28 protein-coding genes and 1 tRNA gene are annotated in these 22554 nt (G+C 33.9%); 24 read left to right on the forward strand and 5 right to left on the reverse strand.

Features of this window, described 5'->3' with window-relative positions:
- Positions 1-68 precede the first annotated feature (68 nt).
- Positions 69-157 (forward strand) — tRNA-Ser (locus tag GW534_RS11270).
- Positions 158-272: 115 nt separating this feature from the next.
- On the opposite strand, the gene GW534_RS11275 is transcribed toward GW534_RS11270, so the two are convergent.
- Positions 273-1187, reverse strand: a complete 915-nt coding sequence (locus GW534_RS11275) for an alpha/beta hydrolase (protein WP_312854662.1) — start codon at positions 1185-1187, stop codon at positions 273-275.
- A gap of 63 nt (positions 1188-1250) precedes the next feature.
- Complete coding sequence (locus GW534_RS16710; protein WP_281351999.1) at positions 1251-1382, reverse strand: hypothetical protein; 132 nt, start codon at positions 1380-1382, stop codon at positions 1251-1253.
- 171 nt (positions 1383-1553) lie between these two features.
- Here GW534_RS16710 and GW534_RS11280 point away from each other — a divergent pair, with 171 nt between their 5' ends.
- Positions 1554-1787: a YqkE family protein gene (locus tag GW534_RS11280; RefSeq protein WP_161921121.1), complete on the forward strand. Its 234-nt coding sequence runs from the start codon at positions 1554-1556 to the stop codon at positions 1785-1787.
- A gap of 31 nt (positions 1788-1818) precedes the next feature.
- On the opposite strand, the gene GW534_RS11285 is transcribed toward GW534_RS11280, so the two are convergent.
- The 3 genes from GW534_RS11285 to mciZ form a co-directional block, all read right to left on the reverse strand.
- Positions 1819-2259 (reverse strand): hypothetical protein, encoded by a 441-nt coding sequence (locus GW534_RS11285; protein ID WP_161921122.1) that lies wholly within the window; start codon positions 2257-2259, stop codon positions 1819-1821.
- A gap of 66 nt (positions 2260-2325) precedes the next feature.
- A complete protein-coding gene (locus GW534_RS11290; protein WP_161921123.1) occupies positions 2326-3261 on the reverse strand; it encodes an aldo/keto reductase in 936 nt (311 codons plus the stop codon).
- A 102-nt stretch (positions 3262-3363) separates the two neighbouring features.
- Positions 3364-3519 carry a Z-ring formation inhibitor MciZ gene (gene mciZ, locus GW534_RS16935; protein ID WP_161921124.1) on the reverse strand — a complete coding sequence of 52 codons (156 nt, stop codon included), beginning with the start codon at positions 3517-3519 and terminating at the stop codon, positions 3364-3366.
- A gap of 93 nt (positions 3520-3612) precedes the next feature.
- On the opposite strand from mciZ, the gene GW534_RS11300 reads away from it, so the two are divergent.
- The 22 genes from GW534_RS11300 (at position 3613) to GW534_RS11405 (ending at position 22498) form a co-directional block, all read left to right on the forward strand.
- Complete coding sequence (locus tag GW534_RS11300; RefSeq protein ID WP_161921125.1) at positions 3613-4155, forward strand: NUDIX hydrolase; 543 nt, start codon at positions 3613-3615, stop codon at positions 4153-4155.
- Between the two features lie 11 nt (positions 4156-4166).
- The gene (locus tag GW534_RS11305; protein WP_161921126.1) at positions 4167-5330 is read left to right on the forward strand and encodes an endonuclease Q family protein; all 1164 of its coding nucleotides are present in this window, start codon (positions 4167-4169) and stop codon (positions 5328-5330) included.
- 175 nt (positions 5331-5505) lie between these two features.
- The gene (spoIIM, locus tag GW534_RS11310; protein WP_161921127.1) at positions 5506-6141 is read left to right on the forward strand and encodes a stage II sporulation protein M; all 636 of its coding nucleotides are present in this window, start codon (positions 5506-5508) and stop codon (positions 6139-6141) included.
- Positions 6142-6275: 134 nt separating this feature from the next.
- Positions 6276-6758, forward strand: a complete 483-nt coding sequence (fur, locus tag GW534_RS11315; protein ID WP_161921128.1) for a ferric iron uptake transcriptional regulator — start codon at positions 6276-6278, stop codon at positions 6756-6758.
- Positions 6759-6902: 144 nt separating this feature from the next.
- Positions 6903-7130, forward strand: a complete 228-nt coding sequence (locus tag GW534_RS11320) for a YqzK family protein (protein WP_161921129.1) — start codon at positions 6903-6905, stop codon at positions 7128-7130.
- 5 nt (positions 7131-7135) lie between these two features.
- Positions 7136-8029 (forward strand): site-specific tyrosine recombinase XerD, encoded by an 894-nt coding sequence (gene xerD / locus GW534_RS11325; RefSeq protein ID WP_161921130.1) that lies wholly within the window; start codon positions 7136-7138, stop codon positions 8027-8029.
- A gap of 231 nt (positions 8030-8260) precedes the next feature.
- Complete coding sequence (deoB, locus tag GW534_RS11330) at positions 8261-9439, forward strand: phosphopentomutase (RefSeq protein WP_161921131.1); 1179 nt, start codon at positions 8261-8263, stop codon at positions 9437-9439.
- Positions 9440-9493: 54 nt separating this feature from the next.
- A complete protein-coding gene (locus tag GW534_RS11335) occupies positions 9494-10795 on the forward strand; it encodes a pyrimidine-nucleoside phosphorylase (protein WP_161921132.1) in 1302 nt (433 codons plus the stop codon).
- 132 nt (positions 10796-10927) lie between these two features.
- Complete coding sequence (locus GW534_RS11340; protein WP_161921133.1) at positions 10928-12091, forward strand: D-alanyl-D-alanine carboxypeptidase family protein; 1164 nt, start codon at positions 10928-10930, stop codon at positions 12089-12091.
- A gap of 151 nt (positions 12092-12242) precedes the next feature.
- Positions 12243-12596, forward strand: a complete 354-nt coding sequence (gene spoIIAA / locus GW534_RS11345) for an anti-sigma F factor antagonist (protein ID WP_161921134.1) — start codon at positions 12243-12245, stop codon at positions 12594-12596.
- 3 nt (positions 12597-12599) lie between these two features.
- The gene (gene spoIIAB, locus GW534_RS11350) at positions 12600-13040 is read left to right on the forward strand and encodes an anti-sigma F factor (protein ID WP_161921135.1); all 441 of its coding nucleotides are present in this window, start codon (positions 12600-12602) and stop codon (positions 13038-13040) included.
- A 12-nt stretch (positions 13041-13052) separates the two neighbouring features.
- Positions 13053-13808 carry an RNA polymerase sporulation sigma factor SigF gene (sigF, locus tag GW534_RS11355; protein ID WP_161921136.1) on the forward strand — a complete coding sequence of 252 codons (756 nt, stop codon included), beginning with the start codon at positions 13053-13055 and terminating at the stop codon, positions 13806-13808.
- Between the two features lie 191 nt (positions 13809-13999).
- Entirely contained in the window at positions 14000-14620 is a 621-nt protein-coding gene (locus tag GW534_RS11360; RefSeq protein ID WP_161921137.1) for a stage V sporulation protein AA, read from the forward strand.
- Positions 14610-15032 (forward strand): stage V sporulation protein AB, encoded by a 423-nt coding sequence (locus GW534_RS11365; protein WP_161921138.1) that lies wholly within the window; start codon positions 14610-14612, stop codon positions 15030-15032. Before GW534_RS11360 ends, GW534_RS11365 begins: the two co-directional genes overlap by 11 nt.
- Positions 15033-15088: 56 nt before the next feature.
- Positions 15089-16549 (forward strand): spore germination protein, encoded by a 1461-nt coding sequence (locus tag GW534_RS11370; protein ID WP_161921147.1) that lies wholly within the window; start codon positions 15089-15091, stop codon positions 16547-16549.
- Between the two features lie 164 nt (positions 16550-16713).
- On the forward strand, positions 16714-18036 hold the full coding sequence (gene lysA, locus GW534_RS11375; RefSeq protein WP_161921139.1) for a diaminopimelate decarboxylase: 1323 nt from the start codon (positions 16714-16716) through the stop codon (positions 18034-18036).
- A 100-nt stretch (positions 18037-18136) separates the two neighbouring features.
- Positions 18137-18481, forward strand: a complete 345-nt coding sequence (locus GW534_RS11380; RefSeq protein WP_161921140.1) for a GNAT family N-acetyltransferase — start codon at positions 18137-18139, stop codon at positions 18479-18481.
- Between the two features lie 185 nt (positions 18482-18666).
- The gene (locus GW534_RS11385; RefSeq protein ID WP_161921141.1) at positions 18667-19416 is read left to right on the forward strand and encodes a segregation/condensation protein A; all 750 of its coding nucleotides are present in this window, start codon (positions 18667-18669) and stop codon (positions 19414-19416) included.
- A gap of 15 nt (positions 19417-19431) precedes the next feature.
- A complete protein-coding gene (scpB, locus tag GW534_RS11390) occupies positions 19432-20076 on the forward strand; it encodes an SMC-Scp complex subunit ScpB (protein WP_161921142.1) in 645 nt (214 codons plus the stop codon).
- Positions 20077-20200: 124 nt separating this feature from the next.
- Positions 20201-21376, forward strand: coding sequence for a D-alanyl-D-alanine carboxypeptidase family protein (locus tag GW534_RS11395; RefSeq protein ID WP_161921143.1), 1176 nt, complete (start codon positions 20201-20203; stop codon positions 21374-21376).
- Entirely contained in the window at positions 21369-21962 is a 594-nt protein-coding gene (locus tag GW534_RS11400) for a nucleoside recognition domain-containing protein (protein ID WP_161921144.1), read from the forward strand. The genes GW534_RS11395 and GW534_RS11400 overlap by 8 nt, the downstream gene beginning before the upstream one ends.
- Positions 21962-22498, forward strand: a complete 537-nt coding sequence (locus GW534_RS11405) for a spore maturation protein (protein ID WP_161921145.1) — start codon at positions 21962-21964, stop codon at positions 22496-22498. The genes GW534_RS11400 and GW534_RS11405 overlap by 1 nt, the downstream gene beginning before the upstream one ends.
- Positions 22499-22554: the final 56 nt, after the last annotated feature.

The raw sequence follows: 22554 nt of genomic DNA on the forward strand, positions 1-22554 counted from the left end.
TGTTTTAAAAACGATAGACAAAAAAAGAAAAACTTTGTATAATATTACGTGTTAAAAAAAGAGAATATGGAGAAGTACCCAAGTGGTTATAAGGGGACGCACTCGAAATGCGTTAGGACGGGTGACCGTTGCGTGGGTTCGAATCCCACCTTCTCCGCTACGCTAAATTAAAAGGATCTGAGAGTCACAACAATTGTGTTCTCGGATTTTTTTTATTATTTTAAAAAGTAAATGGAACGGAAATATGTATTTTTATGAATCAAAAGTTAAGTTTAATCAACATATTTTTGTATAAACGTATCAATCGCTTCTTCATATTCCGTTCTGTTTTCATTCAACGATTGGGCGTGGGCCCCGTTTTTCGCCATAAACAGCATTTTCTTACCCTTTTTCCGGTCATACAAATCCTTTGTCATATAAGGTAATATGTAATCATCCTTTTCACTATGAATAAACAAAATTGGTTGTTCAATCCGATCGACAACTGATATTGGAGAAACATCTTTATATGAATATTTCGCCCGTAGTTTAATAAACAAATCACCAATAGGTAATAACAGTTTTGCAGGCAAAATCTTTGTCTCACATTTTAATTGATAACTTAAGAGTTCTTCTAAATCGGAGAAAGGGCAATCAACAACATAAAAATCAGCACGGTTATCAAGCTCACCAGCATAAAGAAGGGTTGTAGCAGCGCCCATTGATTCACCATGAATTCCTAATGTAATATTATCACCTTCCTGTTCGTAAACCCAATCGACTACAGCTTTTAAATCGAATTTTTCGTAATACCCGTAACTCGTTGTGTTTCCACCGGTTTTACCGTGGCGACGCTGATCGTAAATTACAACGTTAAATCCACGGTCAAGAAATAAATTCGCATATTTCATAGAACTTATTTTTGATTCAGTCACACCATGACTAAAAATGACATACTGTTTAGCCTCATAGGGCTTTATCAAAAGTGCACTAATTTTATAACCATGTGGTGAAGGAATCCACACTTCCTTTTTCGGCAAATTTTCAAAAGTAACAGGATGAATATGATTCAAATTTGCATCCCGGTCAATAATTTCCTTTTCATCTTTTTTCTTAATATGAATGACTCGCTCGGAAAAATATGTTCCGAAAGCCGTGGCAACAGCTCCAATAACAGCTAATCCAGCAAAAAACGATTTCTTTTTCACACAAGACCCCTCCCACCGATAAAAAAGGCTGCAATATGAGCAGCCGTGTGAACATCCGTCCAACTACTGTTTTGAGTTTTGCCTATTTGTTGGGTGAATTGCATTTTCTAAATCTTCAACAGCAATTTCCTTTTTCACTTGATCCGCATTAGGTTTTCCTTTTTGACTATATCCTTTATCACGTTTCCTGCTCATCTAAATTCTCCTTTCCAAATTTTCCTTTGTATTTTAAGGAGAATGTGAGAAAATTATTCACACAAAACGAGAAGCTGCTTTTTGTTATAATAAAATTTAGTTACAATATTATTTTAACGATAATCCAATCTGTAGTGCAACAATTTCAAGATAGAAGAGGGGGATACATTTATGAAAAAACAAGGAAAACAAAAAGAGGACAATCAAGTCAGTTTAAAAGATACATTAGATAGCAGTTTGTTACAAAAACTGAAGGAAACGAAGAAGCAATTAGAACAACAGGAGCAAAAACAAAAAGAGGAGGAAGTAAAAAGAAAGAGAGAAGAAAGACGTTTACGGGAGAAAAATAAATCTTTTGAAGAGTTATTAGCTGAAAGTGATTTAGATTGGCGTAAATTTAAATAAAAAAGGCTGCGATTGTGCAGCCTTCATACTGTCAATTGTGTGGTCTAAATCTTTCTTCTTCAAGATAATTAATCGCTGCATTATAAGTTGGAAAAGTTCCATCTAATAACTCACCAGCATATACATTCCATAAATCGTATTCATTAATTAGTGTTAGTGTATGATTTTCATCGTTTACCCACGTTTCAGGTTTTTGTGGTGATAAGGATTCAATTGCCTCGCGAATGATATTCCGCAGTTCTACTTCCGTAAAATCACGGATATTTACCATACCTTTTTTATCCGTTTCATATTTCCCGATTCTCTCAGCATAAACAAACCCATTTCCATTAGGATGAAGATGGTAAACGACGATTTTTTTCTCAAAAATACTATCTTTATAATGAAAGTTTACCCGATTTAGGGAGACGTCTTTACGAGTTAATTCAGGAAATGATTCAATAATCGCTAATTTTTCTTCAAATGTTAACATAATACCTCCAGAAGTTGATAATCCAATCCATTGTAACAGTATTTGAAAGATAGTAAAAGAAATATTTTATTTTGGATTAATCCGATGTTGTGCGTAGCCATCTGCCTTTGTGTAATTTTTAATCAATTGAAGCTCTTCTTCTGAGAGCGGTTGTGATTGAATGGCTGTAATGTTTTCTTTTAACTGTTCAACACTGCTCGCACCGGTTACACAGGAAGCTACAACTGGATTTGCTAAAACGAATTGTAGGCTGACAGCAGTCATTGACCGCTCATTAGCTAGTTTTTCCTTTAAAGCGGGTAATAATTCTTTTAATTCACTGTAAGAGTAATTTAAATAGCCATTTTCCTTTACCGAATCTGAAGCTTTATTTAATAAAGCGTCCGTAAGTAGACCTTTTGCAAGAGGACCTCTTGCAACAACATTAATACCATTCTCTTGTAATAAAGGAATCGCTTCTTCTTCAGGACGGCGGTCTAATATACTATATTGCATCATTACTGAAACAATTTTTGACCGATTTACATATTCATGAATCACATTTGGGCGGATAGAAGAGATGCCATAATAACGAATATATCCTTCCTCTTTTAACTCTTCAAAAGCTTCAATCGTTTCATCAATCCGGTCTTCCATTGTTCCACCGTGAAGTTGAAATAAATCAATATAATCTGTGCCAAGTCGTTTTAAGCTTTGTTTCGCTGCTTCTTTAATATATGCCTTTGAAGCATCCCAAACCCAGCCCGTTTTACCTTCTTCCCAACGGTTTCCAGCTTTAGTAGCGATAATGACTTGATCGCGCACGGATTTTAACGCTTGTCCTACAATTTTTTCGTTAATACCGTAGTCATACAGGTCTGCTGTATCAAAATAATTCACACCTAAATCAAAGGCTGTTTTAATAATCTCAGTTGCTTTCTTTTCATCTGTTCCTAGTGACATACAACCGAGGCCGAGTGTAGAAACATAAAGGTCTGAATTTCCTAATCTTCGTTTTTCCATCATTATTTCCTCCCATATATCGATCTCAAATGACAATCTATTTTCAATTTAAAGGGAAGGAATTTTGAAAGTAAAGCGAAAAGATATATTAAACACTTTTATTTAATATTGTTTTGGAAACTGATAGATTTTTGCAGGTTTTCTTTGAGGGTGATCCAAATCGTTAATCCATTCATAAACGTACGTGTATTTTTTCGCATACATTTTTAGTAAATGACGTACTTCCCATACTTTTCCTTGTAAAATTACTCTTTTCATAAGATAACCCCCATTAACGAAGTTATAATTGAAATAAAAAACTATGGTAAACTATATGTTGAATTTTGTTTTAATAGAACAGGAGATGAAAAAATGAAAAAATTTGAGGAAAAAACGCTTAATCGGAAGACAATTTTTGAAGGTAGAATCATTAATCTTTATTTAGATGAAGTGTCTTTACCGAATGGAAAAACAAGCATGCGTGAAATAATAAAACACCCAGGTGCAGTAGCTGTAATTGCAATTACAGAAGAAGACAAAATATTGCTTGTGGAACAATATCGAAAGGCACTAGAACGTTCATTAGTAGAAATCCCCGCAGGAAAACTAGAAAAAGGAGAAGACCCACGTGAAAGTGCAAAAAGAGAATTAAAGGAAGAGACAGGCTATACGTGTGAGAGCCTTGAACAAGTGACATCCTTTTACACATCCCCAGGATTTGCGAACGAATTAGTCCATATATACCATGCTAAAGGATTAAAAAAAGAGAAGGAACTGCATTTGGATGAAGACGAATTTGTATCCGTCATGGAAGTCACCTATGAAGAGGCACTAAATTTAATTAAAGAACAAAAAATATACGATGCAAAAACTATTTATGCAATTCAATATTGGCAATTACTTAAACAACAATAGGAGAAATAAACATGAAACGTTTTTTTGCTGACTTGCACATACATATAGGTCGAACAAAATCTGGAAAACCAGTTAAAATTACTGGATCTAAAACATTAACGTTATCGAATATTTTACATGCAGCAAAAAATCAAAAAGGAATTGATATTGTCGGGATTATAGACTGTCATTCTCCGGAAGTTATTGAAGAAATGGAAGATTTAATAGCGGAAGGGAAACTAAAAGAACTAGCAGATGGTGGGCTACTATATGAAGAGAAAACACTTTTAATGATGGGTAGCGAATTAGAAATATATGACTTATCATGTAAGGGGCCAATCCACGTTCTTTGTTTTTTTCCAAAACTAGAAATTATGAAGGAATTTTCCGAGTGGCTCAAAAGACATTTAAAAAATATTAATTTAAGCTCACAACGCATTTATGCAACGGGAAGAGACTTGCAAAAACAAGTAAAAACCCTTGGTGGCCTATTTATTCCAGCCCATGTGTTTACCCCGTTTAAAAGTTTATTCGGTAAAGGAGTCGAACGTAGTTTAGCGGAAGTGTTTGATCCAGATTTAATTGATGCTATCGAACTTGGTTTAAGTTCGAATATCGAAATGGCAGATCAATTAAGCGAGTTACATCGGTATACCTATATTTCAAATTCTGATGCCCATTCGTTACAAAAAATTGCTAGAGAATATCAAGCTATCCAATTAGATCATTTAAGTTATTTAGAATTTGAAAAAGCGATAAAAAGAAAAGATGGTAGAGAAATTATTGCAAATTTCGGTTTAAATCCTCGTCTGGGTAAATATTACAGAACGACTTGCGCCAACTGTTTTACAAGTATCGAAAAAGGGATGATTGAATGTCCAAGTTGTGGTTCGATCAAGTTTACGAAAGGCGTTTCTGAACGAATAAAAGAATTAGCGGATGCGAAACAATTTCCAGAACGACCACCATATATCCATCAAGTTCCATTAGATTTTATTCCTGGTTTGGGACCGAAAACCTTTCAGAAGTTGTTAAGTCGTTTCGGGACAGAAATGAAGATTATTCATGAAGCAACTTTTGAACAATTGTTGGAGGTAATACCTGAAAAAACTGCGCAATTAATTTTAAAAGCACGTGAAGGTTCCCTTAATTTTAATGCAGGTGGTGGAGGAAAATATGGAACGGTTTCAGAATAATAAATATTAGATAAATTTCGCTTATAACACAGCAAAAAGAAAAAGACGGATTACTAGAAAGAACTTCTATTTAAAAACAAATAAATAATAGATTCTAGATTCTGCATTCGTTTTTAGCATACATTTACATACTCTTTCATACAATCTAGTATATTGTATGGAGGAGGAAAGTAAAATGAAAAAACGAATGCAGTCTAATTTTATAGTAAAACATATCGAAGAATATTCCTCATTTTATATTTTTCATACGGTCTTGTTAATTATGGGTGTCATATTTGGAGCGATAGTTGTTAATAGTTTAACGGAAACACAAAAAGAAGATTTATTTTACTTTATTAATACGTTTTTAAATCAACTAACAACAGGAGAAGTGTTGTCAGCAAAGGAAACATTTTTGCATTCATTAAGTTATAATAGCAAATATATCGGATTAATGTGGATTCTCGGCATGACAATGATCGGTTTACCGATTATATTAATATTGTTATTTTTAAAAGGGATGGTTGTTGGATTTACGATTGGTTTTCTAGTCCAACAAATGGGTTGGAAAGGATTTTTCCTATCATTTGCATCCATCATTCCACAAAATATTATAATCATTCCAATTTTTATAGCTGTCGCTGTCATTTCCGTATCGTTTTCCTTACAACTAATTAAAAAATTGTTTGTAAAATCATTATATCAACCTTTCGTACCAATGTTAGCAAGGTATTTTATGTTTTTTGGTTTTGCTGTATTATTAATCGGTTTTGCAGCCTTTATAGAAGGCTATATTACGCCGTATTTTATGAAAGGATTACTTAGTTTATAAAATTATAATGATAATGATTATTAAATGATAATTACTGCAAAGTGTAATTTGAAATAATTTTAATTAATTTTATTTCAAATTACCTCTCGAGTTTGATATAATGATTATACATTGGCGAGGGAGGGGCATTACGAATGGAAAATCGCCTTGAGAAAATAAAAAAACAACTGCATTCATCCAGTTATAAATTAACTCCGCAAAGAGAAGCGACCGTTCGCGTGCTTTTAGAACATGAAGAGGATCATTTAAGTGCAGAAGATGTGTACCTCCTCGTTAAAGAAAAAGCGCCAGAAATCGGTTTAGCTACAGTATATCGTACACTAGAACTGTTAACAGAATTAAAAGTTGTAGATAAAATTAATTTTGGTGATGGTGTATCCCGGTACGACTTACGTAAAGAAGGGGCTACACATTTTCATCATCATTTAGTATGCATTGAATGTGGTTCTGTGGAAGAAATTCAAGAAGATTTACTAGAAGATGTTGAAAAAATTGTAGAAGAAAGATGGCATTTTATTATTAAAGATCATCGGTTAACTTTCCATGGAGTTTGCCGAAATTGTCAAAAGAAACAAAATAAGCTTGTAAAAAGTGAACAATCTTCAGTTGAAAAATAAGAAAGCAATGGGGGATATACACTCATTGTTTTTTTCTTTTTGTAAAATTATGAATATTTATTTGTGCTTTGTGTATAAAACTCAACTTCTCTGGCATAAGTTTGTACTAAGAGAACTTCTAAATAATAAAGGATGCGAGAGAAGATGAAGTATATAAAATTAATTTTGCAAACAATTAAGGTGTTCATCATTTTTACAACGTGCACAATTTTATTTTATTATGCTATTATGTGGATAAGTGAAGAATATCAAAATCATAAGAAATATGACGAGCCAGAAGGTCAAGCTGTTAAAGTAGTTTCTAATCATCATATTGAAAATGAAACTAATTGGTTTAACAGATTAGTAATGTTTTATTTAAATGGGGAGTAGTTGTCGTGAATGATCATATTAATGACTTTATACATTATCTTGTAGTTGAAAAAGGATTAGCAAAAAATACTATTCAGTCCTATCGTCGGGATTTAACTAGTTATATGGATTTTTTACAAAAAAATTTAAATGTAACGGATATGAAAGCAATTACCCGGTCCCATATAATGCAATTTTTGAGTAGTTTGAAAAATGAGGGGAAATCTTCGAGAACGATTGCTAGACATATTGCTTCAATTCGGTCTTTTCATCATTTCTTATTAATAGAAAAGGTGACAGATGATGATCCGACAGTACATATAGAAACACCGAACGCAGAAATGAAACTACCAAAAGTATTAAATTTAGATGAAGTTGAAAAGCTATTAAACGCACCTGATACATCTAAGCCCTTAGGTATACGGGATAAAGCAATGCTAGAATTAATGTATGCGGCGGGGATGCGTGTAAGTGAATTAATCAGTTTAACGTTAAATGATGTTCACCTTTCCCTCGGCTTTGTACGCTGTATTGGAAAAGGAAATAAAGAGCGGATTATTCCAATAGGACAAATTGCAATTCATGCGTTAGATTTATATTTAAATGAAGCTCGCCCAAAACTAGCTAATAGTAAAAATAAGACAGATCAATTATTTTTAAATCATCGCGGTAGACCATTATCGCGACAAGGATTTTGGAAATTATTAAAACAAACTGCAACAAAAGCTGGAATTACAAAAGAACTGACACCACATACGTTGCGTCATTCTTTTGCGACACACTTACTTGAAAACGGAGCCGATTTACGTTCTGTACAAGAAATGTTAGGACATGCTGATATTTCAACGACGCAAATTTATACTCATGTAACGAAGACAAGATTGAAAGATGTTTATAGTCAGTTTCATCCGCGAGCATAGTGCAAATTTTGAGCTGCTATTAAGTAGCTCTTTTAGGCTGAGTTATAACCTGCTTAAAAAAATTAACCATTAGAACAGAACTAAAAACCTTGATTATTCGCTGAGTGGTAAGCCAGTTCTAGTTGTTAAATAAATGAAAATTTTATACAATTAGAATATAGATATTCATTCTACATATACTAATACTTGTGGTTTATTGTTTTAATTTTTTTATCTACAGGAGGATTTTTTATGACATATAAACGAATTTTTTTAATTGTTATGGATTCAGTTGGGATCGGTGAGGCGCCTGATGCTGAAAAATTTGGTGATAAAGGAGCCGATACGCTTGGGTCAATAGCAGAAAAAATGGGCGGTCTTAATATGCCAAATATGGCGAAATTAGGATTAAGCAATATCCGTGAAATAAAAGGGATTCCAAAAGCAGAAAAACCTTTAGCTTACTATACGAAGATGCAAGAAGCTTCTAGTGGGAAAGATACGATGACAGGTCACTGGGAATTGATGGGGTTAAATATTCAAAAACCTTTCAAAGTATTCCCTGACGGTTTTCCACAAGATTTAATTGAGAAAATAGAGGAAAAAACAGGTAGAAAAGTAATCGGCAATAAACCAGCCAGTGGGACTGCGATTATTGATGAGTTAGGTAAGGAACATATGGAAACAGGGGCACTTATTGTATATACATCAGCGGATCCGGTTTTACAAATTGCTGCCCATGAAGAAATCGTTCCTCTCGATGAATTGTATAAAATCTGTGAAATTTGTCGTGAATTAACCCTTGCTGATGAATATAAAGTTGGTCGTATTATTGCTCGTCCATTTATTGGTACACCAGGTAATTTTACTCGTACAGCAAACCGTCACGACTATGCGTTAAAACCTTTTGAACGCACTGTAATGAACGAATTAAAAGATAACGGTTTAGATGTTATTGCATTAGGGAAAATTTCTGATATTTATGCTGGTGAAGGTGTAACGAAGGCCATTCGAACACAATCCAATATGGACGGTATGGATAAATTATTAGATACGTTAAATATGGAATTTACAGGGTTAAGTTTCTTAAACCTTGTTGATTTTGATGCGCTTTATGGACATAGACGTGATCCAATCGGTTACGGTAATGCGCTGGAAGAATTTGATGCACGTTTACCAGAAGTATTTGAAAAGTTAACAGATGATGATTTGTTAATTATTACAGCTGACCACGGTAATGACCCGACTGCTCCTGGGACAGACCATACCCGTGAGTATGTTCCGTTATTAGTGTATTCAACACGGATGAATGGTGGAAAGGAACTACCATTACGGGAGACTTTTGCTGATGTAGGAGCCACTGTTGCTGAAAACTTTAATGTTCCAATGCCGAAATATGGTAAAAGCTTTTTGAAAGAAATTGGTGAGTGAGGACTATCCGCTTAGATAGTCCTTTGAAAACATAATTTTTAGGTGGTGAAGATTTTGAGAATAGTAGATATTATAGAGAAAAAACGAGATGGACATGAGTTAACTAAAGAAGAAATTGAATTCTTTGTAAACGGATACACAGACGGTACAATACCTGATTACCAAATTAGTGCTTTACTAATGGCAATTTATTTCCAAGGTATGAATGAACGAGAACGTGGCGATTTAACGATGGCCATGGTTGAATCTGGAGAACAAATCGATTTATCAGAAATAGAAGGAATAAAAGTGGACAAGCATTCTACAGGAGGAGTTGGAGATACAACAACCCTTGTCCTAGGTCCCCTTGTAGCATCTGTAGGTGTTCCAGTAGCGAAGATGTCTGGACGTGGTTTAGGACATACAGGTGGTACAATCGATAAATTAGAATCTTTCTCCGGTTTTCATGTAGAAATATCAAATGAACAATTTATTCAACTTGTTAATAAAAATAAAGTTGCAGTAATTGGACAAAGTGGAAATTTAACGCCGGCTGATAAGAAAATATATGCTCTTCGTGATGTAACCGGAACTGTAAATAGTATTCCGCTTATTGCAAGTTCTATTATGAGTAAAAAAATCGCTGCTGGAGCAGATTGTATTGTTCTAGACGTAAAGACTGGATCCGGTGCTTTTATGAAAACATTAGAGGACTCAAGAAAATTAGCCGAAACAATGGTTAATATAGGAAAACATACAGGTCGCAATACAATGGCTGTAATCTCTGATATGAATCAACCATTAGGCTTTGCAATTGGAAATGCTCTAGAGGTGAAAGAGGCGATTGATACATTAAAAGGTGAAGGACCAGAAGATTTAACGGAACTTTGTTTAACATTAGGAAGTCAAATGGTTTATTTAGGTAAAAAAGCTGAATCGATTGAACAAGCAAGAAAAATGTTAGAAGAATCAATTGCATCAGGTAAAGCTTTAGAAAAGATGAAAACATTTATTGCTGCACAAGGTGGCGATGCCGCTGCCATTGATAACCCTGATTGTCTCCCACAAGCAAAATATTCAATCGAACTTCCTTCTAAAGAAACGGGTTGGATAAGTGAAATGACGGCAGATGAAATCGGTCAAGCAGCGATGTTGCTAGGTGCAGGTAGAATGACAAAGGAGTCTAAAATTGATCTTTCCGTAGGTATCGTTTTAAAGAAAAAAATTGGTGATTACGTTGAAAAAGGAGAGTCAATCTTAACCATATATTCCAATCAAGAAAATGTTGATGATGTTAAAACGAAGCTTTATGAATGTATAAAATTATCTACTGAAAAAGTGTCCCGACCAACATTAATATATGAAATAATTTCATAACTGTGGTAAAGAGATCGTTCTAAAATTAGGAATGATCTCTTTTTTTTTATTTAAATGGAAAAGTTTGTATAAAAACCCTTTCAATGGAAACAATGAATTGAAGACAGATAAAACTCAAAGTGAGGGAAAGTCATGAAACGTTTTCTAGCATTGATTACAGTTTTAACATTTTTAATTACCGTGTTTCCTGTTCATGGTTTAGCTGCTGAAAAAAAGCTGAATTTAGCTGAAGGCGCAAAATCAGCAATTTTAATTGAAAGGGACACAGGTGCAGTTATTTTTGAAAAAAATAGTGAAGAACCCCTGCCACCTGCGAGTATGACTAAAATTATGACAATGCTACTTATTATGGAAGCTTTAGATGCAGGTAAAATTAAGCTAGATGAAAAGGTTCGGACGAGTGAATATGCAGCATCAATGGGAGGTTCACAAATCTTCCTTGAAGAAGGGGAAGAAATGACGGTAGAAGAAATGTTAAAAGCAATTGCTATTGGTTCAGCTAATGATGCATCTGTAGCGATGGCTGAAAAAATCGCCGGTTCAGAAGAAAATTTTGTCGATATGATGAATGAAAGAGCAAAGGAATTAGGATTGAAAAATACGAAATTCCAAAACTCTACCGGACTACCTGCTGAAGACCATTATAGCAGTGCAAGGGATATGGCCATTATGGCAAAGGAACTTTTAAAATATGAAAACATAACGAAGTATACAAGTATGTATGAAGATTACTTAAGAGAAGATACTGATAAAAAGTTTTGGCTCGTAAATACAAATCGTTTAGTAAAATTTTATCCAGGTGTTGATGGATTAAAAACAGGATATACAAGTGAAGCAAAATATTGTTTAACAGCAACAGCGAAAAAAGGTGATATGCGAACAATCGCAGTTGTGATGGGCGCAGCAACGCCAAAGGATCGTAATAAACAAATTACCCAAATGTTCGACTATGCTTTTAGTCAATTTGAAACGAAACCTTTTTACGCGAAAAATGAAGAAATCGGTGAGTTTCCAGTGAAAAAAGGTGAACGTAAAAAATTAAAAGCATTAGCTGGTGAAAGTGTTTCTTTACTCGTGAAAAAAGGTGAAAAAGTTGATGACGTGCAGAAAGAGTTTGTAATTAACAAAGATTTACATGCTCCGATTAAAAAAGGCACACAGATTGGTAAGATTGTTATATCAAAGGATGGTAAAGTTTTAACGGAAAATTCAATTATTTCGGCAGAGGATATGAAAACTGCTAGTTGGTGGACTTTATTTAAACGTAGTTTTGGTATGTTTACAAAAGTAAATTAAAGATTTTGTTGATTTTTCACAGAAATTAACGAAATAATACTAGTTTTGTCATCTTGAAGGAATTTTATAAAATATTGCCGAAATAACTCACTATACATATGAAAAAGTCATCGAGTGGTCTACAATTATTATTAAAAGGAGGCTATGTATAGTGAGTTTGCAAATTAACTTAGAATATAAAGAAAAACAAGTTCTTATTGTCCGTTTAAGTGGAGAACTTGATCATCATACTGCTGATGATGTTAGAGAAAAAGTATCGACAGCAATTGAGAAAAATAATATTCGCTATGTTTTACTAAACTTGGAAGACTTACAATTTATGGACAGTTCTGGCTTAGGTGTTATACTTGGCAGATACAAGCAATTGAAACAAATTGACGGAGAAATGATTATATGTTCCGTATCCCCTTCAGTAGAAAGACTTTTTAACATTTCAGGCCTATTTAAGATTATTCGTTTTGAAAAGTCTGAAGACGAGGCCTTACAAAGATTGGGGGTTGCCTAAGTAATGAAAAATGAAATGCATTTAAAATTTCGTGCCTTAAGCCAGAACGAATCCTTTGCAAGAGTAACGGTTGCATCTTTTGTCGCACAACTTGATCCTACAGTAGATGAATTAACAGAAATTAAAACCGTTGTATCAGAAGCGGTAACAAATGCGATTATTCACGGGTACGAAAGTAATGAAGATGGTTTTGTATATATTACTGTCCGACTTGATGGTTCGACAGTTGAATTGGAAGTCCGTGATGAAGGTATAGGAATACAAAATATTGATGAAGCAAAGCAACCATTATATACGACAAAGCCTGAACTTGAACGTTCAGGAATGGGATTTACAATTATGGAAAACTTTATGGATGAAATGACGATTGAATCCCGTCCGAATGAAGGAACCGTCGTACGCTTGAGAAAAAAATTGTCAAATGCAAAAGCAGTGTACAATTAAGGGGTATTGCCAATGGATGTGGAGGTTAAAAAAACCGAACAAACCTATGCTAAGGACCATGAGATTAAGAAGTTAATTGAAAGAAGTCAAAAAGGTGACCAATCGGCGCGGGACGAAATTGTTGAGAAAAATATGCGTTTAGTTTGGTCTGTCGTGCAACGATTTTTAAATCGAGGATATGATCCGGATGATTTATTCCAAATCGGATGTATCGGTTTATTAAAATCCGTTGACAAATTTGATTTATCTTATGATGTTAAGTTTTCTACCTACGCTGTACCGATGATTATTGGGGAAATTCAACGTTTTATTCGTGATGATGGAACAATTAAAGTAAGTCGTTCATTAAAGGAGATTGGCAATCGTATTCGGAAAACAAAGGACGAATTAACGAAAGAGCTAGGTAGAGTGCCAACGGTATATGAGTTAAGTGATTATATAGATGTACCGGTCGAAGAAATATTAATGGCTCAAGAAGCTGTATTAGCACCGACATCAATACATGAAACAGTTTATGAAAATGATGGTGATCCAATTACACTTCTTGACCAAATTTCTAATGAAGATGAGGATAAATGGTTTGATAAAATTGCATTAAAAGAAGCGATTGAAAATCTTGATGATAGGGAAAAGTTGATTGTGTATTTACGTTATTATAAAGACCAAACACAGTCAGAAGTTGCAACAAGACTCGGTATCTCGCAAGTCCAAGTGTCACGATTAGAAAAGAAAATTTTAAAAACGATAAAGGATCAAATGGAAACATAGCCATTTGGTCCTTTTTATTTTGCCCGCAAAAGACAATTTTAATAACCATACAAAGATGGTGTTGGAAGAAAGATATAAAGAAGTTGGTCAAAAGCCTTACACCAAAACTTGTTAATATTTGGATTTTATTATTTTCCTCTTTCCAACTCATACTAAATTTAGAAAGTATTAATTGTACAGGAAGTGATTGTGTGAATATATCGGTATATTTTCGGCTACATCATCGGGTCCAAGTAAAGCAAGATCAGACGGTTGTACTAAAGGACATTGCAATCATCGATGCTCCGGAGACGCTAAAAAAAGATTTAGAAAAAGTCCAAGTTCACAAGGTGACAAAACAGGATCATAATATTGTCATTTTAGACGGAATAAAAGTAATTCAAAAAGTAAGGGGAAAGGTCGGAAACTGTGATATTCAATTAATCGGTCCTCAACAAACGATTATTGAAGTTATTACAAAAAAGAAGAAAATGTCAAAACCTCTATTTTTGATAGCCTGGTTGCTATTGTTTATCGGTTCTGCTTTTACAATTATGAATTTCCATGAAGATACGAGTATGCAAACTGTACATCAAAAACTCTTTTATTTACTGACTGGTATTGAAGATTCGAAGCCTCTTTCCATTCAAATCCCATATTCCATTGGTTTAGGGATAGGGATGATTTTATTTTTTAATCATGTATTCAAAAAGCGGATTAATGAAGAACCGAGTCCTCTAGAAGTTGAAATGTTTAATTACCAGCAAAACTTAGACCATTATATGATTATCAATGAAAGTGAGGAAAGTATTAAACGTATAGATGAGTCTTAAAATTATTTTTATTCTCCTTGTTGGTCTTGCTGGAGGAATTGCGGTCGGTGCGGGTTTTGTTGCTTTTATTGCTGTTTTAGGTATTATACCGCGAATAATGCAGTTAACGAAGTCAATGAAAATGTTAATTTACTATAAGTGGGCAACCATTTTAGGTGTTATTACCGGGACTTGGATAGGTTTGCAAGAGGTACAGTTTTCACTGCATTGGTTTTTATTAGTTTTTCTAGGTTTATTTCAAGGTGTCTTTGTCGGTATGCTAGCAGCTTCATTATATGAAGCTTTAGATGTACTTCCATTAATTTTCAAACGGGTCGGTCTTCAAGACCGTTTACTATATTTACTAATGGCTATTGTATTAGGAAAAGTATTTGGTTCACTATTTCATTGGTTATATTATATCAATTTATAACACCAAAATTAAACTAAGAAGAAAGGGTGAACACATTGACAGAAGCAACAAAAATTATGAAACGTGTCCCTGAAAGTCTAACAGAAATTGAAGATTATATGAAAGAACGAGTAGGTTTAGGTACTAGCTTTGATTTCGGCATTCGAAAAATTAAAGTATTAGATAGAGAAATTCATTTCTACTATATTAATGGACTTGTCGATACGCTTTTTGTGATTAGGTCCTTAGAAGAGCTCGTAAATTTAAACGATTTTCATGATGAAGAAGTCGATGATTATTTTGCACTGATTAAAAACAGGATTAATCACCAATCCGTTGAAGAAGTAAAATATTTAGACGAAGCAGTTGACCAAATTTTATCCGGATTAATTGCGATTTTTGTTGAAGGTGAAACAAAAGTTTTTGTTGTTGATACAAGAAGCTATCCTGGTCGCACTCCAGAAGAACCTGATACTGAGAAAGTTATACGTGGATCGAGGGATGGATTTGTTGAAAATATAATTTTAAATACAGCCCTTATTCGAAGGAGAATACGAGACGAACGACTTCGTTTTGAAATGCTAAAAGTAGGAGAACGTTCGAAAACTGATGTATCTATTGTTTATTTAGAAGATGTTGCAAATCCTAAATTAATTAACTCAATTAAGAAAGAGATAGAAGCAATAGAAGTTGATGGTTTAACGATGGCTGATAAGGCTATAGAAGAATATATTTTACATCAAGGTTATAATCCATATCCACAAGTAAGGTATACAGAGCGAGCAGATGTTGCTGCAACTCATGTATTAGAAGGTCATGTTTTAATCATTGTCGATACTTCACCAAGTGTTATTATTACTCCGACAACTTTTTTTCATCATGTTCAACATGCGGAAGAATATCGACAATCAGCTGCTACAGGTACTTTTGTAAGGTGGATTCGTTTTATTGGAATTCTTGCTTCTATCTTTTTATTACCACTTTGGTTACTTTTCGTTTTGGAACCTGAATTATTACCAAAACAATTAGATTTTATCGGCCCGAAAGAAACATCAAGTTTACCGGTTGTTATACAAATATTTATTTGCGATATCGGAATAGAGTTTCTACGTATGGCAGCCATTCATACCCCTACTCCGTTATCCACTGCAATGGGTTTAATTGCTGCCGTATTAATTGGTGAAATAGCAGTAGAGGTTGGTTTATTAATACCCGAAGTTATTTTATATGTGGCTTTTTCCGCCATTGGTACTTTTGCCACTCCGAGTTATGAGTTAAGTGTTGCAAATAAAATCTCCCATTTATTTCTATTGATCCTTGTATCTCTTTTCAAAGTGCCTGGATTTGTTATCGGTACCACAATCATAATAATCTTTTTGACAAGTATGCGTTCGTTAAACACACCATACTTTTGGCCGTTTATTCCATTTCAACCACGGGAGTTTATGCAAATTTTAGTTCGTAGATCTACACCAGGAACGATTGTTCGTCCAGCTATTGTCCAGCCTAGAAATAGGAAAAAACAAGAAACATCGTAAAGGTAGAAAATTGTTATGTTCCATGTAGAATCTCTTAAAAAACAACACGTATGTCAAAATAAGACATTGCAAGGATAGCTTTAATATGTTAAAGTTTTTCATATTAGTAATTAAATATTCGGAATCGTTTATTTGATGTTGTGTTAAAAGTTGGGAGTGAGAAAATGATTCTGCATGGGACGATGAAAGTGAATGAACAAGGTCATTTAGAAATTGGAGGTTGTGACACCGTTCAATTGGCAACTGATTTTGGAACTCCTCTTATAGTTTATGATGTAAGATTAATTCGACAAAGAGCAAGGAGTTTTATAGATACATTTAAAAAAGCAGGAGTAAAAGCGCAAGTAGCCTATGCTAGTAAAGCATTTTCATCTATTGCTATGCTTCAATTAGCAAATGAAGAGGGCTTGTCTTTAGATGTTGTATCCGGTGGCGAATTGTATACTGCTATTAAAGCTAACTATCCGGTTGAGAAAATTCATTTTCACGGGAATAACAAAAGTATTGAAGAAATGGAAATGGCACTAGATTATAATGTCGGCTGTTTTGTTGTAGATAACTTCTATGAACTCAATATATTGCATGATTTAGCAACCCAAAAGAGAAAAAAAGTAAATATTTTACTTCGTGTTACTCCGGGTATAGAAGCCCATACTCATGATTATATTTTAACAGGTCAAGAAGATTCGAAATTTGGATTTGATTTAACAAGTGGTCAAGCTGATCAGGCTCTAAAATTGGCGAATTCTCTTTCAAATTATAATGTATTAGGACTTCATTGTCATATAGGCTCACAAATTTTTGAAACAACAGGATTTAAGCTTGCGATTCAAAAAATATTTACAGATATTAAAAAATGGAAAACACAACTATCGTACGAACCATCGGTTGTTAATGTCGGTGGGGGCTTCGGTATTCGCTATACTGAATCAGATAAACCACTTCAACCAGAAGAGTATGTTAATGCCATTATTCATGAAGTAAAAACTCATGTAAATGAAAATAATCTGACAATGCCAGAAATATGGATAGAACCGGGAAGATCGCTTGTTGGGGATGCAGGAACAACTATTTATCGAATTGGTTCTTCGAAAGAAATACCAGGTATTCGTAAATATGTAGCTGTAGATGGCGGAATGAGTGATAATATTCGTCCTGCACTTTATCAAGCAAAATATGAAGCGATTATTGCTAACAAAGCGAAACAAAGTAAAGAAGAACTTGTGTCAATTGCTGGAAAAGCATGTGAAACTGGAGATATGTTAATTTGGGACTTACCAATTGCAAAAACTGAACCCGGTGACTTGTTGGCAGTATTTTGTACTGGAGCTTATGGATATTCAATGGCGAGCAATTACAATCGTCTCCCTCGTCCTGCAGTCGTTTTTGTTGAAAATGGAAAGGCGAAACTTGTTATTCGTAGAGAAACATACGAAGATTTAATTAAACTCGACTTGCCCATTTATGAAGTAGTAAACCAAGATTAAAAATGCACAAAAAATAAATAAATAGATAAAAACGAAGTTTTATAGTAAAATAATACTGGCAATAATGAAAAGGACTAGTTTTATATAATGAGGGATCACTATGTTAATTCGCTATAAAAAATCTTTTGAAAAAATTGCAATGGGATTACTATCCTTTATGCCTAATGAAAAAGATTTAAAAAAGTTACAGCAAACAATTAAAGAGTATGAAACGAATGAAAATTGGCATCTATTTCTATGGAAAGAAAATGATGATATTATTGGATTAATTGGTGGACGTGAAATTAGCGATGATGAATTTGAAGTACTACACATTTCAGTAAATCCATCACATCGGGAACAAGGTATTGGAAAAGGAATGGTAAAAGCTCTTAAGGAAATGTTGCCAAAGGCTCAATACACACCAAGTGACGAAGTTGCTACTTTTTTTAATCGATGTGAGTAGATTATAAGGAATCTAAATTATCTTCAAATATTTTGATACCCTTATATTTAACGGGTCTGACCTTATGTTAGGGATGACCTCTTTTTTATGGGGAAAATTGGATCGGTTATCCTGATTATTTGATAGATACTAATTTTTATTTATACTAAAAGAAAAGATTTTAATAATATATTGGTGGTTAACAAATGTTAATGAACATTAAAACAGTAGGTTTTGAAGGACCTTTAGACTTATTATTACATTTGATTAAATCTTTAGAAATTGATATTTACGATATTCCGATGCAAGAAATCACTGAACAATATTTAATTTATATCCATACGATGCAGGAGTTACAATTGGATGTTGCTAGTGAGTATCTTGTTATGGCTGCCGAATTACTAGCAATAAAAAGTAAAATGTTATTACCAAAACATGATCCGATAGAAGGTGATTTAGAATATGAGGATGAATATGAAGAAGATCCGCGAGATGAATTAGTAGCTAGATTAATTGAGTATCGTAAATTTAAAGAGGCATCCCTCGAATTAAAAGAAAAAGAAAAAGAGCGTTCCTTATTTTACACAAAACCACCGAGTGATTTGTCAGAGTACTCATCAAAGGTAGCAAATGTTGAAAGTGAAAATAAAGCAACGATATATGATATGCTTGGCGCATTTCATAAATTAATGCGTCGTAAAAGATTACAAAAACCACTTCAAACGCGAATTGCCCGTGAAGAAATTTCTATTGAGAAAAGAATTGAAGAGGTTTATGAAGAACTAATCACCAAAAATAATTGGGTTGATTTTTTTGAATTATTTCCATATCCTGATAAAAATCATATCGTAACTACTTTTTTAGCGATTTTAGAGTTGATGAAACGAAATCAAATAAAAGTACAACAAGAAGAAAACTTTAGTGACCTGTTAATTGCGGCAAACAGGCAAGTTTAAAGAAGGTGGAGAATATTGGAGCTTGTTAATTGGAAAGGTATATTAGAAAGCTTATTATTTGCTGCAGGAGATGAAGGTCTGACGATAAAACAGATTACTTCTGTTATGGAAATTCCGGAATTTAAAGCAAATGAAGTTTTGCAAGAATTAAAGGAAGAATATGAAAATGATATCAATCGTGGGCTTACAATCATTGAAGTTGCTGGTACATATCAACTGGCAACAAAAAGAGAACACGCCGTTTATTTAAAAAGATTAGTAGAATCCCCAAATCACTCGACATTAAGTCAAGCTGCCCTTGAAACGTTAACGATTATTGCGTATCGGCAGCCAATTACCCGCATTGAAATTGAAGAAATTCGCGGAGTAAAAACAGAAAGACCATTACACACGCTTGTTGCTAAAGGACTTATTCAAGAAGTTGGAAGAGCTGAAGGCCCAGGAAGAGCGATATTGTATGGAACTACAAAAGAGTTCCTTGATTACTTTGGATTAAAAGATTTAAATGAGTTACCAGAATTACCAGAAACGGATGAATCAGACATATCAGAAGAAGCAGATTTATTTTTTGATCGCCTAAACGACAGCAATCTTTTTGATGCGTTAGACGATAAAGAATCGAATCTAACAGATGAAAATAAAATAACAGAAGATGACTGAAAATCACTGGATTTATACCAGTGATTTTTTTGTTTAATAAGCTAATAAATAATCATTTTTTATCATAACTTTCCTTTTTGAACCATAAACTTGTACAAATGACAGAAGGAGCAGGTGGACAAGTATGCGATTTTTCACCAAACGGATTATTATTTTCATCATAATCATAATGATAATTTGTATAGGGATTACCCCCACCCACCCAAGTAGCAAAGTCTTTGCCCAACAAATCAGTGTAAATTCTTATAGTGCAATAATAATAGATCAAAAAACAGGGCGAGTTTTTTATGAAAAAAATGCTCATGAACCACGGCGAATTGCCAGTATTACAAAAATAATGACAGCAATTCTTGCGATAGAATCAGGTAAAATGAACGAAATAGTTACTGTAAGTCCAAATGCTACAAGAGTTGAAGGCTCCTCTGTTTACTTACAGCCCGGAGAAAAAATTAAATTAGAAGACCTTGTATATGGATTAATGCTACGTTCAGGAAATGATGCAGCTTATGTAATTGCAGAGCATGTAGGAGGCAGTGTGGAAGGTTTTGTTTTTTTAATGAATGAAAAAGCAGAACAACTAGGGATGAAAAATACTCATTTTGCTAATCCACATGGGCTCGATGATCATGAAAATCACTATTCATCTGCTTACGATATGGCAATTTTAACGAAATATGCAATGGAAAATGAACAATTCCAAGAAATATCTGCAACAAAAGTATATCGAACACCTGACCCTAAAGGGAATTGGGATCGGGTTTGGTATAACAAAAATAAATTAGTTACAGGTTTGTACAATTACTCAACTGGCGGTAAAACTGGGTATACAAAAAGAGCAAAAAGGACGCTAGTTTCCACAGCTTCAAAAGATGGAATGGATTTAATCGCGGTAACTTTAAACACACCTTCTTCTACTGATTGGAATGAACATATTCAAATGTTTGAGTATGTTTTTAATAACTATGAATATGAAACGATTCTATCAGAAGGGATTATTAAAAAAATTGATCATAAAGTTTATAAAAACCATGTATATTTAGAACGAGATTTTATATATCCATTAAAAGAGGGAGAAAAAGCTCAATTTGAAATAAACTATCGTCTATTAAATCCTAAAAAAGAATGGCGAAAGAAGGTGGATGAAATACCAGAAATAGTTGGAAAAACTGAGATTTACTTTAAAGATCAATTAATTCATACGATGCCAATTTATTTTAAACATACGGAAAAGGAAAATAAGTCAATATTTGACTATTTTTCAATAATATTTGGTTCAATAGTAGGGGTTCATAATGATTAATATTATATGGGTCGCAATGACAGTAATCGGTATTGTTTTTGCAATGGTTAATGGGCGGATGGAAGAAGTTAATAAAGCTGTTTTTGAAGGAGCGCAAGAGGCGGTCACATTATGTATCGGTTTTATTAGTGTTCTCGTCTTTTGGCTTGGATTAATGAGGATTGCACAAACTTCGGGACTTTTGGACAAGCTTTCACTTCTATTTACGCCACTTATGAAAAAGATATTTCCAGATGTTCCAGCTGATCATCCTGCGCTAGGGTATATTTTATCAAATATGATTGCAAATATGTTTGGTTTAGGGAATGCTGCGACACCTCTAGGAATTAAAGCGATGGAACAATTAAAAGTGCTTAATGGAGGAAGGAATGAAGCGAGCCGTTCTATGGTAACTTTTCTTGTCATTAATACATCAAGTATAACGATTATCCCGACAACTGTTTTGGCTATTCGGATGAATTATGGCTCCGTATCACCTGCTGAAATTGTTTTGCCTACAATTATTACTTCATTGTTTGCAACGACATGTGCAGTTTTAATTGACCGTTATATGTATAATCGAAAAAATAGAAACAGGGTGAAATAATGCAAATCATTTCCACCGTTTCGTTATGGTTAATTCCAATTATTATTGTAGCTGTATTATTACATGGAACATGGAAAAGAGTTCCAACATATGAAATTTTTGTTGAAGGCGGTAAAGAAGGGATAAAAATTGCTGTCTCTATTATCCCTTTTCTTGTCGGAATGTTAGTGGCAATTTCGATTTTTCGAGCATCGGGAGCATTAGAGTTTTTTGTCGGATTACTAAGGCCGTTCTTAGAGTTTTTTGGAATTCCTGCTGAAATAGTCCCCCTTGCATTTTTACGTCCAATTTCGGGAAATGCTGCATTAGGAGTTACAAGTGACCTCATTGCGACGTATGGACCTGATTCGTTTGTCGGGCGTTTAGCTTCGGTAATGCAAGGGAGTACAGATACTACGTTTTACATTTTAACTGTTTATTTTGGAGCTGTTGGCATAAAAAAAATGGGCAATGCGTTGAAAATTGGTTTAATCGCGGATTTTATTGGAATTACTGCAAGTATTGTAATCGTTACACTTATTTTTGGGACAATTTAAATTAAATTTTGTAGTACGGACAAGTGGATTAAATAGTAAAATCCACTTGTCTTTAT

This window comes from Pallidibacillus pasinlerensis (assembly GCF_009996845.1).
Classification (GTDB): domain Bacteria; phylum Bacillota; class Bacilli; order Bacillales; family Caldibacillaceae; genus Pallidibacillus; species Pallidibacillus pasinlerensis.

Coding starts and splice junctions, on each gene's coding strand:
- GW534_RS11305 (WP_161921126.1), top strand. CDS start 4,167: ATGAAACGTTTTTTTGCTGACTTGCACATACATATAGGTCGAACAAAA.
- GW534_RS16710 (WP_281351999.1), bottom strand. CDS start 1,382: ATGAGCAGGAAACGTGATAAAGGATATAGTCAAAAAGGAAAACCTAAT.
- GW534_RS11320 (WP_161921129.1), top strand. CDS start 6,903: ATGAAGTATATAAAATTAATTTTGCAAACAATTAAGGTGTTCATCATT.
- fur (WP_161921128.1), top strand. CDS start 6,276: ATGGAAAATCGCCTTGAGAAAATAAAAAAACAACTGCATTCATCCAGT.
- GW534_RS11300 (WP_161921125.1), top strand. CDS start 3,613: ATGAAAAAATTTGAGGAAAAAACGCTTAATCGGAAGACAATTTTTGAA.
- GW534_RS11365 (WP_161921138.1), top strand. CDS start 14,610: ATGAGTCTTAAAATTATTTTTATTCTCCTTGTTGGTCTTGCTGGAGGA.
- spoIIM (WP_161921127.1), top strand. CDS start 5,506: ATGAAAAAACGAATGCAGTCTAATTTTATAGTAAAACATATCGAAGAA.
- GW534_RS11280 (WP_161921121.1), top strand. CDS start 1,554: ATGAAAAAACAAGGAAAACAAAAAGAGGACAATCAAGTCAGTTTAAAA.
- deoB (WP_161921131.1), top strand. CDS start 8,261: ATGACATATAAACGAATTTTTTTAATTGTTATGGATTCAGTTGGGATC.
- GW534_RS11380 (WP_161921140.1), top strand. CDS start 18,137: ATGTTAATTCGCTATAAAAAATCTTTTGAAAAAATTGCAATGGGATTA.
- mciZ (WP_161921124.1), bottom strand. CDS start 3,519: ATGAAAAGAGTAATTTTACAAGGAAAAGTATGGGAAGTACGTCATTTA.
- GW534_RS11400 (WP_161921144.1), top strand. CDS start 21,369: ATGATTAATATTATATGGGTCGCAATGACAGTAATCGGTATTGTTTTT.
- GW534_RS11395 (WP_161921143.1), top strand. CDS start 20,201: ATGCGATTTTTCACCAAACGGATTATTATTTTCATCATAATCATAATG.
- sigF (WP_161921136.1), top strand. CDS start 13,053: ATGGATGTGGAGGTTAAAAAAACCGAACAAACCTATGCTAAGGACCAT.
- GW534_RS11405 (WP_161921145.1), top strand. CDS start 21,962: ATGCAAATCATTTCCACCGTTTCGTTATGGTTAATTCCAATTATTATT.
- spoIIAB (WP_161921135.1), top strand. CDS start 12,600: ATGAAAAATGAAATGCATTTAAAATTTCGTGCCTTAAGCCAGAACGAA.
- lysA (WP_161921139.1), top strand. CDS start 16,714: ATGATTCTGCATGGGACGATGAAAGTGAATGAACAAGGTCATTTAGAA.
- GW534_RS11285 (WP_161921122.1), bottom strand. CDS start 2,259: ATGTTAACATTTGAAGAAAAATTAGCGATTATTGAATCATTTCCTGAA.
- GW534_RS11385 (WP_161921141.1), top strand. CDS start 18,667: ATGTTAATGAACATTAAAACAGTAGGTTTTGAAGGACCTTTAGACTTA.
- GW534_RS11370 (WP_161921147.1), top strand. CDS start 15,089: ATGAAACGTGTCCCTGAAAGTCTAACAGAAATTGAAGATTATATGAAA.
- GW534_RS11340 (WP_161921133.1), top strand. CDS start 10,928: ATGAAACGTTTTCTAGCATTGATTACAGTTTTAACATTTTTAATTACC.
- GW534_RS11290 (WP_161921123.1), bottom strand. CDS start 3,261: ATGGAAAAACGAAGATTAGGAAATTCAGACCTTTATGTTTCTACACTC.